Source organism: Burkholderia sp. AU45388, from assembly GCF_030481585.1.
Lineage (GTDB): Bacteria > Pseudomonadota > Gammaproteobacteria > Burkholderiales > Burkholderiaceae > Burkholderia > Burkholderia sola.
The window spans coordinates 77,233-91,717 of the sequence record NZ_JAUJPV010000008.1; the positions used below are offsets into that span (position 1 = coordinate 77,233).

Consider the following 14,485-nt stretch of genomic DNA (forward strand, 5'->3'; position numbering starts at 1 on the left):
CACCGGATCGATGGCGCCTGCCGGCCGGCGCTGGAACGACCTCGCCGCTAGAGCGCTACCTCGATTGCCGGCCGCCGGAACCGGGGCGCCGCTATAATCGAACGACCATTCTTTTTTCGGCGGCTGCAATGAGTGCCTCGAGTTCTGTTTCCGATTTCGTCACGGTGCGCGGCGTCCAGCTGCATGTGCGGCGCTGGGGCCGGCCCGATGCGCCCACGCTGTTCATGCTGCATGGCTGGATGGACGTCGCGGCGTCGTTCCAGTTCGTCGTCGATGCGCTCGCGGGCGACTGGCAGGTGATCGCGCCCGATGCGCGCGGCTTCGGGCTGTCCGACTGGCCGGTCGCGCGGCAGGGCGGCGGCCACTACTGGTTCCACGATTACCTGGCCGACCTCGATGCGCTCGTCGACCGCTATGCGCCGAGCGGCGAGGTCAATCTGGTCGGACACAGCATGGGCGCGAACGTCGTGTGCCTGTATGCCGGCGCGCGGCCGGAACGCGTGCGCCGCGTGGTCGATCTCGAAGGGTTCGGGCTCGCGCCGGCCCGCGCCGAACAGGCGCCGCGCCGGCTGCGCGGCTGGCTCGACGAACTGCGCGAGCCGCCCGCGCTGCGGCCGTACGCGTCCCTCGACGACGTGGCGGCGCGCCTGATCAAGACCAATCCGCGGCTCGACCCGCGCCGCGCCGCGTTTCTCGCCGCGCACTGGTCGAAACGCGGCGACGACGGCCTCTACCATCTGCTCGCCGACCCGGCGCACAAGATGCCGGGCCCGCTGCTGTACCGGCTCGACGAAGTGATGGCGACCTGGAAGCAGGTGCGCGCGAAGGTGCTGCACGTCGAGGCCGTCAATTCGCCGACGCTCGCTTACATCGCCGGCGATATTCCCCTGTCCGAATTCAAGGCGCGCTTCAACGCGTTCCCGGACTGGCGCGAGAAGCTCATCGAGGACGCCGGCCACATGGTGCATCACGACCAGCCCGAGCAGATCGCGGCGCTGATCGAGGCGTTCTGCGCGTAGGCGCGTGGCACGGGCGGCAGGGCAGGCCGGCGGCGCAATTGCCGCATTGCAGTAGAATGAAGCCTTACCTGCCATGCCGACAATGAACGCCGATCTCCACTGCCATTCCAATGTTTCCGACGGGCTGCTGTCGCCTGCCGACGTCGCGCGCCGCGCGCATGCGGGCGGCGTGACCCTGTGGGCGCTGACCGATCACGACGAGATCGGCGGCCAGGCGGTGGCGCGCAGCGAGGCGGAAGCGCTCGGCATGCGCTACCTGAGCGGCGTCGAGATTTCGGTCACGTGGGCATCGCGCACCGTGCACATCGTCGGTCTGAACATCGATCCCGCCCATCCGGCGCTGGTCGACGGCCTGTACCGCACGCGCCACGGCCGCGCCGCGCGCGCGCTGGCGATCGCGGAGCAGCTCGCGACGCTCGGCATTCCCGGCGCATACGAAGGCGCGCTCAAATACGTGTCGAATCCCGACCTGATCTCGCGCACGCACTTCGCGCGCTTTCTCGTCGAAAACGGCCACGCCGAATCGACGTCGGACGTGTTCGACCGCCTGCTCGGCGACGGCAAGCCCGGCTTCGTCCCGCATCGCTGGGCGTCCCTGTCCGACGCGGTCGGCTGGATCCGCGCGGCAGGCGGCGAAGCGGTGGTCGCGCATCCGGGCCGCTATCGCTATACGCCGGTCGAATTCGACGCGTTCTTCGGCGAGTTCATCGATCTCGGCGGCCGCGCGATCGAGGTTATCACGGGCAGTCACACGCCCGACCAGTACCGCGAGTACGCGGATGTCGCGCGCCGCTTCGGCTTCGAAGTGTCGCGCGGCTCGGATTTCCATGCGCCGGGCGAGGGCCGCATCGAGCTCGGCAGCCTGCCGCCGTTGCCGCCCGACCTGACACCGGTCTGGGAGCGCTGGCTCTGACGCCGGGCGGCTTCGGGCCGCCCGCGTTGCCGTCGCTGCGCGCATCCGACTTCTCCCTCTTTACGTGTCCCCATGTCCCAGTTCTTCAGGATTCACCCGGATAATCCGCAGCCGCGCCTGATCAAGCAGGCTGTGGAGATCGTCAACAAGGGCGGCGTAATCGCGATGCCGACCGATTCGAGCTATGCGCTCGCGTGCCATCTCGACGACAAGGATGCGGTCGAGCGCGTACGCCGGATTCGCGGTCTCGACGAGAAGCAGCACCTGTCGCTGCTCGTGCGCGACCTGTCGGAGCTCGCCAACTTCGCGATGGTCGACAACCGCCAGTATCGGCAGATCAAGTCGGTGACGCCGGGCCCGTACGTGTTCATCCTGCAGGCGACGAAGGAAGTGCCGCGCCGGTTGTCGCACCCGTCGCGCAAGACGATCGGGCTGCGCGTGCCCGATCATGCGATCACGCTCGCGCTGCTGGAGTCGCTCGGCCAGCCGCTGCTCGGCACGACGCTGATCCTGCCGCCGGACGACGAACCGCTGAACGATCCCGAGGAAATCCGCGCGCGCCTCGAGAAACAGGTCGACCTCGTGATCGACGGCGGCGCGTGCCCGCGCGAACCGTCGACGGTGATCGACCTGACCGGCGATGCGCCCGAACTCGTCCGCGCGGGGCGCGGCGCGCTCGAACCTTTCGGACTCTCGGTCGCGTAAGCGCCGTTCATTTTTGCGCGAGTGCGCTTGTTACAATAACGCGATATGGATGCTTCCCTGATACAGACCATCGCCGTCTACGCGCTGCCCGTGATCTTCGCGATCACGCTGCACGAGGCCGCGCACGGCTACGCCGCGCGCCTGCTCGGCGACAACACCGCCTACGCGATGGGGCGCGTGTCGTTCAATCCGATGCGCCACATCGACCCGCTCGGCACGATCGCCATTCCGCTCGCGATGTACTTCCTGACCGGCGGGGCGTTTCTGTTCGGCTATGCGAAGCCGGTGCCGGTATCGTTCGGCAACCTGCGCAATCCGCGCTGGGGCAGCCTGTGGGTCGCGCTGGCAGGCCCGGCCTGCAACTTCGTGCAGGCGCTCGTCTGGGGCCTGCTGACCCTCGTGCTGCCGGCCGTCGGCGTCGACGAGCCGTTCTTCACGCGGATGGCGTTCGCCGGCGTCAGCGCGAACCTCGTGCTCGGCGTGCTGAACCTGTTTCCGCTGCCGCCGCTCGACGGCGGCCGCATCCTGGCGGCGCTGCTGCCGACCAGGCAATCGATCGCGCTGTCGCGCATCGAGCCGTACGGTTTCATCATCGTCCTCGTGCTCGTCGCGACGGGCGTGCTGACGAACTTCTGGCTGCGTCCGCTCGTCAACGTCGGCTACGCCGTCCTGAGCGCCGTCCTGTCTCCCTTCGCCTCGCTTTTCTAACGACAATCATGTTCCCAGAACGTATTTTCTCCGGCATGCGACCCACCGGGTCGCTGCACCTCGGTCATTACCACGGCGTGCTGAAAAACTGGGTGAAGCTGCAGTCCGAGTACCCGTGCTTCTTCTGCGTCGTCGACTGGCATGCGTTGACGACGCACTACGAGACGCCCGAGGTCATCGAGAAGAACGTGTGGGACGTGCTGATCGACTGGCTCGCGTCCGGCATCGATCCGGCGCAGGCGACGCTGTTCATCCAGAGCAAGGTGCCCGAGCACGCGGAACTTGCGCTGCTGCTCGGCATGAGCACGCCGCTCGGCTGGCTCGAACGCGTGCCGACCTACAAGGAGCAGATGGAGAAGCTGAAGGACAAGGATCTGTCCACCTACGGCTTTCTCGGCTACCCGGTGCTGATGGCGGCCGACATCCTGCTGTATCGCGGCTCGCTGGTGCCGGTCGGCGAAGACCAGGTGCCGCACGTCGAGATGACGCGCGAGATCGCGCGCCGCTTCAACTACCTGTACGGCCGCGAGCCCGGTTTCGAGGAGAAGGCGCTCGAGGCCGCGAAGAAGCTCGGCGGCAAGCGTGCGAAGCTCTATCACGAGCTGCGCAATGCGTATCAGCAGGAAGGCGACGACGAGGCGCTCGAACAGGCGCGCGCGATGCTGCAGGAATCGCAAAGCCTGTCGATGAGCGACCGCGAGCGTCTGTTCGGCTATCTCGAAGGCGCGCGCAAGATCATCCTGGTCGAGCCGCAGGCGCTGCTGACCGAAGCGTCGCGCATGCCGGGCCTCGACGGGCAGAAGATGTCCAAGTCGTACGGCAACACGATCGGCCTGCGTGAAGACGCCGACACGATCACGAAGAAGGTCCGCACGATGCCGACCGATCCCGCTCGCGTGCGCCGCACCGATCCGGGCGATCCCGACAAGTGCCCGGTGTGGCAGCTTCACCAGGTCTACACGGACGAAGCGACGCACGATTGGGTGCAGAAGGGCTGCCGTTCGGCGGGCATCGGCTGCCTCGACTGCAAGCAGCCGGTCGTCGAAGGCATCCTGCGCGAACAGCAGCCGATGCTCGAGCGCGCGCAGAAGTACATGGACGATCCGTCGCTGCTGCGTGCGATCGTCGCGGACGGTTGCGACAAGGCGCGCAAATACGCGACGGAAACGATGCGCGACGTGCGCGACGCGATGGGCCTGTCGTACAACTGACCCGGCGCATGAGCGAGTCCGTCATCGCCGCCGCGGGCGGCCACGTCGGCCAGGCCGAACCGTCGCGCTGGGTCGCGCAATGGGCGCGGCTCGTGCCGGCCGGCGGGGCGGTGCTCGACGTCGCCGCGGGCGGCGGGCGCCATGCGCGCTGGTTCGCGTCGCGCGGGCATCCGGTCGTCGCGCTCGATCGCGATCCGGCCGCGCTGGCCGCGTTGCGCGCGATGCCGGGCGTCGACGCCCGCGCGGCCGATCTCGAGGGTGCGCCATGGCCGCTGGCGGCCGGCGAGCAGTACGCGGCCGTGATCGTCACGAACTACCTGCATCGCCCGCTCTGGCCCCATCTGCTCGACGCCGTGGCGCCGGGCGGCGTGCTGATCTACGAAACCTTCGCGCAAGGAAACGAAACGGTCGGAAAACCGTCCAATCCCGCGTTCCTGCTCGCTCCGGGCGAGTTGCTGGACGCCGTGCACGGCCGCCTGCGGGTGATCGCGTACGAGGACGGTTTCATCGCCGCGCCGCGCGAGGCGTTCGTCCAGCGTCTGAGCGCAGTGCGCGAGGGCGCGACCCCGAAGGCGGGGGCGGGAATTCCACGTTACGAACTGCCCGGCTAATCCGCTACAATCTCAACGTTTACCGGTACACAATCAATCGCGTTTCATGGCTAACGGCACCCAAGACGGCATTCAAATCCGCGGCAGCATCCCCGCGATCGTCACCCCGATGCTCGAAGACGGCAGTCTCGACCTGCCGGCGTTTCGCAAACTGATCGACTGGCACATCGCGGAAGGCACCGATGCGCTGGTCGTCGTCGGTACGAGCGGCGAGTCGGCAACGCTCAGCGTCGAAGAGCACATCCTGATGATCCGCACGGCGGTCGAGCATGCGGCGAAACGCATCCCGATCATCGCGGGCGCGGGCGGCAATTCGACCGCCGAGGCGATCGAGCTGACCAAGCATGCGAAGGCCGTCGGCGCGGACGCCACGCTGCAGGTCGTGCCGTACTACAACAAGCCGACGCAGGAAGGCATGTACCGCCACTTCCGGACGATCGCCGAATCGGTCGACCTGCCGGTGATCCTGTACAACGTGCCGGGCCGGACGGTCGCCGACATGGCGCACGAGACGACGCTGCGCCTCGCGCAGGTGCCGGGCATCATCGGCGTCAAGGAAGCGACCGGCAACATCGATCGCGCCGCCCACCTGATCAAGGCCGCGCCGAAGCATTTCGCGATCTACAGCGGCGACGATCCGACCGCGATCGCGCTGATGCTGCTCGGCGGCCACGGCAACATCTCGGTGACCGCGAACGTCGCGCCGCGCGCGATGAGCGAGCTGTGCCGCGCGGCGCTGGCCGGCGACGTCGCTACGGCGCGCGAACTGCACATGAAGCTGCTGTCGCTGCACAAGAACCTGTTCATCGAAGCGAACCCGATCCCGGTGAAGTGGGCGCTGCAGGCGATGGGCAAGATGCAGGGCGGCATCCGGCTGCCGCTCACGGCGCTCGACGAGCGCTGCCACGATGCCGTACGTTCGGCCCTCGTCGAGGCCGGCGTTCTCGCCTGATGCCGACGCGGCCGCGTCCTGCGGCCGCCGGCTCGACCCCTGATCAACCCGCACCGGCCGGCACCGTCCGGCGCCGCTCCTGACGAGCGTTCTAGCAAGACGAAGGATTTCATGAAACGTTTCGCCTTTTCCTCTCGCGCCATCCAGTTGTCGGTGGTGGCGCTGGCGCTGGGCGCGCTCGCTGGCTGCGATACGCTGAACGACTACCTGGCCCCCGACCGGGTCAACTACAAGAACACGGGCTCGGCGCCGCCGCTCGCGGTGCCGAGCGACCTGAAGCCGGTGCAGACGACGCAGCAGTTCGTCGCGCCGCCGACCAACGCCGGGCTCGGCACGCTGCCGCCGCGGGCCACGACGCAGGCCGGCAACGCGACCGACGGCATACCGAGCGCGCAGGATCCGCTCGGTATGCACATCGAGCGCGACGGCGATCGCCGCTGGCTCGTCGTCGACGGCCGCACGCCCGAGCAGCTGTGGCCGATCCTGAAGGAGTTCTGGCAGGAGAACGGCTTCTCGCTGAAGACCGATGCGCCGTCGACGGGCATCATGGCCACCGACTGGGCCGAGAACCGCGCGAACATTCCGGACGACTGGTTCCGCCGCACGATCGGCAAGGTCATCGATTTCGCCTATTCGTCGGGCACGCGCGACCGCTTCCGCACGCTCGTGAACCGCACGTCGGACGGCAACACCGACATCTCGATCACGCACAGCGCGATGGAGGAAATGATGGTCGGTCCGCAGGGCGGCACGTCGTCGCGCTGGGAAGAGCGTCCGCGCAACCCGGTGCTCGAAGCCGTGTTCCTGTCGAAGCTGATGCAGAAGTTCGGCCTGACCGACGCGCAGGCGAAGCAGTTGCTGACCGATGCGCGCCCGGCAACGGCGCCGGCGCAGGTCAGCGACACGAGCAGCGGCGCCGCGACGCTGCAACTGGCCGAGTCGTTCGACCGTGCGTGGCTGCGCGTGGGCCTGGCGCTCGACCGGACCAACTTCACGGTCGACAATCGCGACCGCGAGAAGGGCGTCTACACCGTGCGCTATGCGAACTCGATGGAAGAGCTCAAGCGTGACGGCCTGTTCGGCAAGCTGTTCTACGGCGGCCCGTCGGCGGCGAAGCCGGGCAAGGAGTTCCTGGTCAACGTGCGCGCGCAAGGCGCCGGCGGCACGCAGGTCGCCGTGATCGGCGCGAACGGTCAGGTCGACAATTCGTCGGACGCGCAGCGGATCATTTCGCTGCTGCACGCGCAGCTGAACTGAGCGCGTGCGATTCGCCAGCCTCGGAAGCGGCAGCGAAGGCAACGCGCTGGTCGTCGAGGCCGCGAGCGGCACGACGACCACTCGTGTGCTGCTCGACTGCGGCTTTTCTGCCAAGGAGGTCGAGCGCCGGCTCGGCCGACTGAATCTCTGCATCGCCGATCTCGATGCGATCCTCATTACCCACGAACACAGCGACCACGTTGGCAGCGCGCTGACGCTCGCGCGTCGCGCGTCGCTGCCGCTCTACATGAGCTGGGGCACCGCGCGCGCGGTCGGTGCGGACGAGGCCGATGTCGATCTCCACGTGCTGTGGGGCGACGAGACGGCCGCGATACGCGATCTGGCCGTGATGCCTTATACCGTCCCGCACGATGCGCGGGAACCGCTCCAGTTCGTGTTCATGGACGGAAACCGCCGGCTCGGCGTGCTGACGGACGTCGGGATGGCTACGCCGCACATCACGGCGGTCCTGAGCGGCTGTGACGCGCTGGTGCTCGAATCCAACCACGATACCGCGATGCTGGCCGGCAGCCGCTATCCGCAGTCGCTGAAGGCACGCATTGGCGGCAACCACGGCCACCTGAGCAACGACGCGGCGGCCGACATCCTCGCGTCGCTCGAACGCAGCCGTTTGCAGCACCTAGTCGCGGCCCATCTGAGCCAGCAGAACAACCTGCCGGAACTGGCCCGCCAGGCGTTCGGCGGCGTGCTCGGGACGGACGGGGAAGACGTGATCGTGGCCTCGCAGGACGCGGGCTTCGATTGGCTGATGCTCGGATGAGCGGGGCAGGGCCGCTGCGGCGGCCCCAGCGGCGCGGCCCCCAGCGGCTGCCGGGCGCTCGATCGAAAGCGACAGGCGTAAAAAAACCGGCCCTCGGGCCGGTTTTTTTCAGCTGACGCTGAAGGCTTACTGGCTTGCGCCCGAAGCCGGAGCAGCCGTCGCTGCCGAAGCAGCCGACGCCACTGCAGCAGCAGCGTCGCTCGCAGCAGCCGAAGCCGACGAAGCTGCAGCCGAAGCGTCGCTCGCAGCACCAGCAACTGCCGAAGCAGCCGACGAAGCAGCAGCCGATGCGTCGCTAGCAGCCGACGAAGCAGCTTGATCAGCGCTCTTGTTGCAAGCAGCCAGTGCAACAGCAGCCAACAGGGAAGCTACGAGGAGGGATTTCTTCATGATCACGTCCTTTTATGGTTAAAGGTAAGCAACAGCGCGAAACAATACCGGTAATGTGCTCCAACACCGACCTGGGCCGCTGGTGGAGATGCACTTCTTAGAGCGTGAATCTTCCCTACGGCTTGGGCGGAAATTATATGCACTTTCCTATCGACCGTCGACAAATGCGGGGTCAATACGTTGTCTTTCCCATACAGAATTTGATCTGTATGGGCATACGGGGCGACTCACACTAATTCCGGTTTCCGACCCGTATCCAGCCCGCACGATACCACTCGTGCAACAAGGCTGTCATCGAGGGACCCCGGGATAGTGTTACAAACCGTTTCGCCTCCATCCGGCGTTGATTGGCCAGTTCGGGCAGCCATTCCTCGGCTTGCTCGAGCGGCCCTTCCTCGCCATTAATGAAGTACGAGCGCGCGTTATACATCAATGCGGCCCTTCTGTCGAGACACACGCCCCGGCGAGACGCCTGCGCGACGAACGCGGCCTCGGACAGCGGGCGCTCCGGCGGGTCGAAAACGACGTTCGATTTGGGCTCGCTCAGGTAGCAGCCGAGGAATTCGGCGATGTCGCGCTTGCGCCAGCGGATCGCGTCGACGATCTCGGCGACCCGGTCGACCATCGCCGGCGGCAGTTGCGCGGGCGCGTCGACGGCCGGCTGCTTCGGATCGCGGTAGAGGTCGTCGCCGCCCGCGTCGCGCAGGCCGCCGCGCTCCGCGAGGTAATACAGGAACTGCGCGCCCAGCTCGCCGGCGGACGGTGCCCGGAACCCGATCGAGCAGGTCATGCACTCGCCTTCGGCGACGCCGTCGTGCGCGATGTGCGGCGGCAGGTACAGCATGTCGCCGGGCTCCAGCACCCATTCGTCGCTCGGCTCGAAGTTTTCGAGGATCTTCAGCGGCACGTCCGGCTGCAGCGACAGATCCTTCTGGGCGCCGACCCGCCAGCGGCGCCGGCCCTCGACCTGCAGCAGGAAGACGTCGTACGAATCGAAGTGCGGGCCGACGCCGCCGCCGTCCGTCGCGTACGAGATCATCAGGTCGTCCAGCCGCGCGTCGGGGACGAAGCGGAAGCGGTCGAGCAGCGCGCGCGCCGCGTCGGCGTGCAGGTCGAGTCCCTGCACGAGCAGGGTCCAGGATTTGCGCGTGACGGCCGGGAGCGAACCGGGTTCGAACGGGCCGTGTGCCAGTTGCCACTTGTTACGAAAATGGGTGATCAATCGCGATTCCGCGTCATAGTCGGCGGCGAGCTCGAACAATGCATCGCGCGTGACCGGCGACGCGACGCCGGGGATCGCCTGGCGGATCAGCAGCGGCTTCTTTTGCCAGTAGCCGCGCATGAATTGCGCCGGTGTGAGGCCGCCGAGCAGCGGTGTGGGAAGATCGGAAGGCGGCGCGCCGAGCGGGGCGGCAGCGGCATCCCGCGGTTCGGCTTGAGACCGGTTGCGCATCGTATAATGAGACTTGTATTTGGGAGAATTGGATGAAAATCGCAAAAAACACCGTCGTGTCGGTCACTTACAAGCTGTCGGACGCACAGGGCAATCTGATTGAAGAAAGCGACGAGCCGATGGTCTATCTGCACGGCGGCTATGATGGCACGTTCCCCAAGATCGAGGAACAGCTCGACGGCCACGAGGCAGGCTACCAGGCGCAGATCCAGCTCGAGCCGGAGGACGCGTTCGGCGATTACGATCCCGAACTCGTGAAGATCGAGCCGCGCGACCGTTTTCCCGAGCCGCTCGAAGTGGGCATGCAGTTCGAAGGCACGCCGGAAGACGGTGACGAGGAAGCCGACTCGCTGATCTACACGGTCACCGATATCGCCGAGGACAAGGTCGTGCTCGACGGCAATCACCCGCTGGCGGGCATGGCGCTGCGTTTCGCGCTGACCGTGAAGGACGTTCGCGAAGCCACCGAAGACGAAATCGAGCACGAGCACGCGCATGGCGCGGAAGGGCTCGAGATCGTCGACGAGGACGACGACGAAGACGGCGAAGCGCCGTCAGGGCGTACGCTGCACTGAGCTTGCCGGCAACTCCGGCGCCGGCCCCGATGCGGGGGGCGGTGCCGGCCACGACGCGCCGCCCGGGGCGGCGCCGTCGCCCTGCAGCGGCGGCGCGACCGACGAAGAGTCGGGTAGCGCAGGCAGCGCGGGAATTTCGGGCATCTGCGGCAGCGGCACGTCGTCGCGCGGCACGAGCGGCAGCGTGGGCGGCACCGGGAGGTTCTTCGGCACCTCCTGCAGGCTCACGTTGAAGATCGTCTGCCGCGCCGGCGATACGCTCACCTTCACCCACTGATTCGTCGGATGGCGCGGTCCGATCGCGACGCGCGTGACGTTTCCTACCAGCTCACCGTCGTCGCCATGCAGCGGACGGTCGATCAGAAAGCCGTTCGCCAGCGGTTCGCCGCTCGCGTGCATCACCAGTATCGGGCCGCGGAACGTCGCCGCCGCCTTCACCAGCGTTCGTTTCAGTTCGCGGAAGCCGTCGCGCACGCGCGGCCGGTTGAAACGCAGCCACGCGAAGCGCTCGGCGCGTTCATAGCGTTCGAACTGAGGATCGCCCTCGAAAATCACGACCATCGCGCGCGCTTCGCGTCGCTTCGCATATTCGGCCGCATGGTCGATCCAGAAGTCGTTCGCGACGATGCGATCCTCGAATTCGCCGTTGCGGCCGCCCGCCGTCAAATAATGGTTGTTCGGCGCTGGCGCATTGAGTGCGACGTAGACGACGTCGTCGCGCATCCAGCGTGCGTTCTCGCGATACGGCCGGAACCGTGGGACTTCGCTTTCCCGCGTGATCTGCAGCGCGCCGGGATCGGGCAGCGCCGGGTCGGCGAGCAGCGTCTGCCGCAGGAAATCGAGCCGCTCGACCGGGTCGTAGCCGCCGCCGGCCGCGGTGCTGCACGCGATCCAGTCGTCGTGGCCGGGAATGAACACGAGCGGCACGCGCGCCGAATCCAGGATCGCGCCGCGCTGCGAATACAGCGTGTCGCGGCATGCTTCCTTCGAGCCTTTGAGATCTCCCGCGTAGACGACGAACGCGAGATTGCGCTCGCGTGCGATCGCATCGAGCAGCCGCTGCGCGGCCGGTTCGTCCGCCGGGACGTTGATGACGCCCGATACGACCGCGAACGAGTAGGGCGCCGCGCTGCGCTTGGGCGGCGCGGCCAGCGCACCGGCCTGGGCCAGCGCAAGGGCCGCCGCGACGAGCGCGGCGGCGGCGCGGGCCGGCAGGCCGCGCGCAATGCGCTTACGCGTGCCCGTCGGCATCGTGCGACCGGACGAGCGTACGCAGTTCGTACAGCAGGTCGAGCGCCTCGCGCGGCTTGAGATCGTCGGGATCGATGTCGCGCAGTTTTTCGAGTGCCGGATGCGGCGTGTCGGGCAGCGCCGGTGCGTCCGCGCATTCGAGATCGTCGACGGCCGCCGGCGGCGCGCTGAAGAGATCGAGTTGCGGCGTGTGCTGGGATGCCGACTGCTGTTCGAGATACGCGAGGTGCTTGCGCGCGGCGCGGATCACCGGCGCAGGGACGCCCGCGAGCTGCGCGACCTGGAGGCCGTAGCTCTGGTTCGCCGGGCCTTCGTTGACTGCGTGCAGGAACACGATCCCGTGGCCGTGCTCGACCGCCGACAGGTGGACGTTGGCCGCCTGCGGGAATTCGGCCGGCAGTTGCGTCAGCTCGAAGTAGTGCGTCGCGAACAGCGTGTAGCACGCGTTGTGCGCGAGCAGGTGGCGCGCGATCGCCCAGGCGAGCGCGAGGCCGTCGAAGGTCGACGTGCCGCGGCCGATTTCGTCCATCAGCACGAGGCTTTGCGGCGTCGCGTCGTTGAGGATCGCCGCGGCTTCGGTCATCTCGACCATGAAGGTCGAGCGGCCGCCCGCGAGATCGTCGGCCGCGCCGATGCGCGTGAAGATCCGGTCGATCGGGCCGAAGCAGGCCGACTTCGCCGGCACGTAGCTGCCGACGTACGCCATCAGCGCGATCAGCGCGGTCTGCCGCATGAACGTCGACTTACCGCCCATGTTCGGGCCGGTGATCAGCAGCAGCTTGCGCTCGGCGCCGAACCGGCAATCGTTCGCGATGAACTGCTCGACCTGGGCTTCGACGACCGGATGGCGACCCTGCTCGATTTCGATGCCGATCTCGTCGGTGAAGGTCGGCGCGACCCAGTCGAGCGCGCGTGCGCGTTCGGCGAAGGCGGCCAGCAGGTCGAGCTCGGCAAGTGCCGACGCGACGCGCTGGCATTCGGGGATGAACGGCAGCAGCGCCTGCAGCACCGAGTCGTACAGCGCGCGCTCGCGCGCCAAGGCGCGCTCCTGCGCCGACAGCGCCTTGTCCTCGAAGGTCTTCAGTTCCGGCGTGATGTAGCGCTCGGCGTTCTTCAGCGTCTGGCGGCGACGGTAATCGTCGGGCACCTTGTCGGTCTGGCCGCGCGTGACCTCGATGTAGAAACCGTGCACCTTGTTGTATTCGACGCGCAGGTTCGCGATGCCGGTGCGCGCGCGTTCGCGCGCTTCGAGATCGATCAGGAACTGCCCGCAATTCTCCGAAATGTCGCGCAGCTCGTCGAGCTCGGCATCGTAGCCGCGCGCGATCACGCCGCCGTCGCGCACCATTGCGGCCGGCTCGGTGGCGATCGCGCTCGTCAGCAGATCGAGACATTCGGCGGGCGGCGCGAGCGCGGCGTCGACGCGCGCGAGCGCATCCGCGTTCGCGACGATCGCGCCGATGCGCTCGCGCAGTGCCGGCAGCGCGGCGAACGTATCGCGCAGGCTCGACAGGTCGCGCGGGCGCGCTGACAGCAGCGCGAGCCGCCCGGTGATCCGTTCGACGTCGGCGATCTGGCGCAGCGCGCTGCGCAGTGCATCGAGGCTCGCGTTGGCCGGTGCGTCGAGCAGCGCGCCGATCGCCTGCTGGCGCGACTGCGCGGCGACCGACGCGCGCGGCGGGTGATGCAGCCAGTGACGCAGCAGGCGGCTGCCCATCGTCGTGCAGCAGGTGTCGAGCAGCGAATACAGCGTGGGCGACTCGGTGCCGCGCAGCGTCTCGGTCAGTTCGAGATTGCGGCGCGTGGCCGGATCGAGCCCGATGTATTCGGTTTCGTTCTCGACCTTCAGGCTGCGCACGTGCCGCAGTTGCTGGCCTTGCGTGGCGGCTGCGTAGAGCAGCAGCGCGCCGGCCGCGCCGCACGCGCTCGTCAGCGAATGCGCGCCGAAACCGTCGAGGCTCGCGACGTCGAGCTGGTCGCACAGACGCTGCGTGCCCGATGCGATGTCGAAGTGCCAGGCCGGCACGCGCTTGCTTGCGCCCGCGCCGGCGGGAAGGGCGTCGGTCGCGCCGTCCGGCGTCAGGATTTCGGCCGGCCGGATGCGTTCGAGCGCGGCCGCGAGTTGCTCGGGCTCGATTTCGGCGAGCCTCAACGCACCGCTCGCGAGGTTCAGCCACGCGAGGCCGATATTGACCGCGACGCCGCGCTTGTTGTGGCCGGTGCACATCGCGAGCAGGTAGACGTCGTTCTTGTCGGACAACAGCGCGGCGTCGGTCAGCGTGCCCGGCGTGACGACGCGCACGACCTTGCGCTCGACCGGGCCCTTCGACGTGGCCGGATCGCCGATCTGCTCGCAGATCGCGACCGATTCGCCCATCTTCACGAGCTTCGCCAGATATTGCTCGACCGCGTGATGCGGGACGCCGGCCATCTTGATCGGCGTGCCGGCCGACGCGCCGCGCTGCGTGAGGGTCAGGTCGAGCAGGCGTGCCGCTTTTTCCGCATCCTCGAAGAACAGCTCGTAGAAGTCGCCCATCCGGTAGAAGACGAGCGTGTCCGGATGATCGGCCTTGATGCGCAGGTACTGCTGCATCATCGGGGTGTGGCCTGCGAAGGCTTCGGGCGACAGCGTGGTCATAGGTCAGGCATGAAGTGGGTG

General features: G+C 67.6%; 14 protein-coding genes and 1 pseudogene. 11 read left to right on the top strand and 4 right to left on the bottom strand.

The features are described from left to right. Positions 1–128 precede the first annotated feature (128 nt). The 10 genes from QZM72_RS15920 to QZM72_RS15965 all read left to right on the top strand — a co-directional run bounded on the left by QZM72_RS15920 (position 129) and on the right by QZM72_RS15965 (position 8,456). On the top strand, positions 129–1,019 hold the full coding sequence (locus QZM72_RS15920; protein WP_301738635.1) for an alpha/beta fold hydrolase: 891 nt from the start codon (positions 129–131) through the stop codon (positions 1,017–1,019). Between the two features lie 82 nt (positions 1,020–1,101). Further along, entirely contained in the window at positions 1,102–1,932 is an 831-nt protein-coding gene (locus QZM72_RS15925; protein WP_179233404.1) for a 3',5'-nucleoside bisphosphate phosphatase, read from the top strand. Between the two features lie 72 nt (positions 1,933–2,004). Then, complete coding sequence (locus QZM72_RS15930) at positions 2,005–2,637, top strand: L-threonylcarbamoyladenylate synthase (protein ID WP_089467788.1); 633 nt, start codon at positions 2,005–2,007, stop codon at positions 2,635–2,637. A gap of 45 nt (positions 2,638–2,682) precedes the next feature. Continuing rightward, positions 2,683–3,345, top strand: coding sequence for a site-2 protease family protein (locus QZM72_RS15935; protein ID WP_089467787.1), 663 nt, complete (start codon positions 2,683–2,685; stop codon positions 3,343–3,345). 8 nt (positions 3,346–3,353) lie between these two features. Continuing rightward, positions 3,354–4,556, top strand: coding sequence for a tryptophan--tRNA ligase (locus QZM72_RS15940; protein ID WP_089467786.1), 1,203 nt, complete (start codon positions 3,354–3,356; stop codon positions 4,554–4,556). Positions 4,557–4,564: 8 nt separating this feature from the next. Further along, entirely contained in the window at positions 4,565–5,167 is a 603-nt protein-coding gene (locus tag QZM72_RS15945) for a bifunctional 2-polyprenyl-6-hydroxyphenol methylase/3-demethylubiquinol 3-O-methyltransferase UbiG (RefSeq protein WP_089467785.1), read from the top strand. A 46-nt stretch (positions 5,168–5,213) separates the two neighbouring features. After that, the gene (gene dapA, locus QZM72_RS15950) at positions 5,214–6,119 is read left to right on the top strand and encodes a 4-hydroxy-tetrahydrodipicolinate synthase (RefSeq protein WP_089467784.1); all 906 of its coding nucleotides are present in this window, start codon (positions 5,214–5,216) and stop codon (positions 6,117–6,119) included. 111 nt (positions 6,120–6,230) lie between these two features. Beyond that, entirely contained in the window at positions 6,231–7,376 is a 1,146-nt protein-coding gene (gene bamC / locus QZM72_RS15955; RefSeq protein ID WP_089467783.1) for an outer membrane protein assembly factor BamC, read from the top strand. A gap of 4 nt (positions 7,377–7,380) precedes the next feature. Continuing rightward, positions 7,381–8,157, top strand: coding sequence for an MBL fold metallo-hydrolase (locus QZM72_RS15960; RefSeq protein ID WP_089467782.1), 777 nt, complete (start codon positions 7,381–7,383; stop codon positions 8,155–8,157). A 134-nt stretch (positions 8,158–8,291) separates the two neighbouring features. Continuing rightward, positions 8,292–8,456, top strand: a complete 165-nt coding sequence (locus QZM72_RS15965; RefSeq protein WP_179233403.1) for a hypothetical protein — start codon at positions 8,292–8,294, stop codon at positions 8,454–8,456. A gap of 20 nt (positions 8,457–8,476) precedes the next feature. Here the strand turns inward: QZM72_RS15965 and QZM72_RS35660 are convergent. Both QZM72_RS35660 and QZM72_RS15970 read right to left on the bottom strand, forming a co-directional pair. Next, positions 8,477–8,723, bottom strand: a pseudogene (locus tag QZM72_RS35660) (hypothetical protein). A 56-nt stretch (positions 8,724–8,779) separates the two neighbouring features. Continuing rightward, complete coding sequence (locus QZM72_RS15970) at positions 8,780–10,000, bottom strand: cupin domain-containing protein (protein ID WP_089467781.1); 1,221 nt, start codon at positions 9,998–10,000, stop codon at positions 8,780–8,782. A gap of 32 nt (positions 10,001–10,032) precedes the next feature. On the opposite strand from QZM72_RS15970, the gene QZM72_RS15975 reads away from it, so the two are divergent. Then, on the top strand, positions 10,033–10,575 hold the full coding sequence (locus QZM72_RS15975; RefSeq protein ID WP_011694320.1) for a peptidylprolyl isomerase: 543 nt from the start codon (positions 10,033–10,035) through the stop codon (positions 10,573–10,575). On the opposite strand, the gene QZM72_RS15980 is transcribed toward QZM72_RS15975, so the two are convergent. After that, entirely contained in the window at positions 10,555–11,826 is a 1,272-nt protein-coding gene (locus tag QZM72_RS15980; protein WP_179233402.1) for a hypothetical protein, read from the bottom strand. The two genes, QZM72_RS15975 and QZM72_RS15980, sit on opposite strands and share 21 nt — an antisense overlap. Then, entirely contained in the window at positions 11,807–14,464 is a 2,658-nt protein-coding gene (gene mutS / locus QZM72_RS15985) for a DNA mismatch repair protein MutS (RefSeq protein WP_301738636.1), read from the bottom strand. The genes QZM72_RS15980 and mutS overlap by 20 nt, the downstream gene beginning before the upstream one ends. Between the last annotated feature and the right edge of the window lie 21 nt (positions 14,465–14,485).

Coding starts and splice junctions, on each gene's coding strand:
- QZM72_RS15920 (WP_301738635.1), top strand. CDS start 129: ATGAGTGCCTCGAGTTCTGTTTCCGATTTCGTCACGGTGCGCGGCGTC.
- QZM72_RS15975 (WP_011694320.1), top strand. CDS start 10,033: ATGAAAATCGCAAAAAACACCGTCGTGTCGGTCACTTACAAGCTGTCG.
- dapA (WP_089467784.1), top strand. CDS start 5,214: ATGGCTAACGGCACCCAAGACGGCATTCAAATCCGCGGCAGCATCCCC.
- QZM72_RS15970 (WP_089467781.1), bottom strand. CDS start 10,000: ATGCGCAACCGGTCTCAAGCCGAACCGCGGGATGCCGCTGCCGCCCCG.
- QZM72_RS15925 (WP_179233404.1), top strand. CDS start 1,102: ATGAACGCCGATCTCCACTGCCATTCCAATGTTTCCGACGGGCTGCTG.
- QZM72_RS15945 (WP_089467785.1), top strand. CDS start 4,565: ATGAGCGAGTCCGTCATCGCCGCCGCGGGCGGCCACGTCGGCCAGGCC.
- bamC (WP_089467783.1), top strand. CDS start 6,231: ATGAAACGTTTCGCCTTTTCCTCTCGCGCCATCCAGTTGTCGGTGGTG.
- mutS (WP_301738636.1), bottom strand. CDS start 14,464: ATGACCACGCTGTCGCCCGAAGCCTTCGCAGGCCACACCCCGATGATG.
- QZM72_RS15930 (WP_089467788.1), top strand. CDS start 2,005: ATGTCCCAGTTCTTCAGGATTCACCCGGATAATCCGCAGCCGCGCCTG.
- QZM72_RS15980 (WP_179233402.1), bottom strand. CDS start 11,826: ATGCCGACGGGCACGCGTAAGCGCATTGCGCGCGGCCTGCCGGCCCGC.
- QZM72_RS15935 (WP_089467787.1), top strand. CDS start 2,683: ATGGATGCTTCCCTGATACAGACCATCGCCGTCTACGCGCTGCCCGTG.
- QZM72_RS15940 (WP_089467786.1), top strand. CDS start 3,354: ATGTTCCCAGAACGTATTTTCTCCGGCATGCGACCCACCGGGTCGCTG.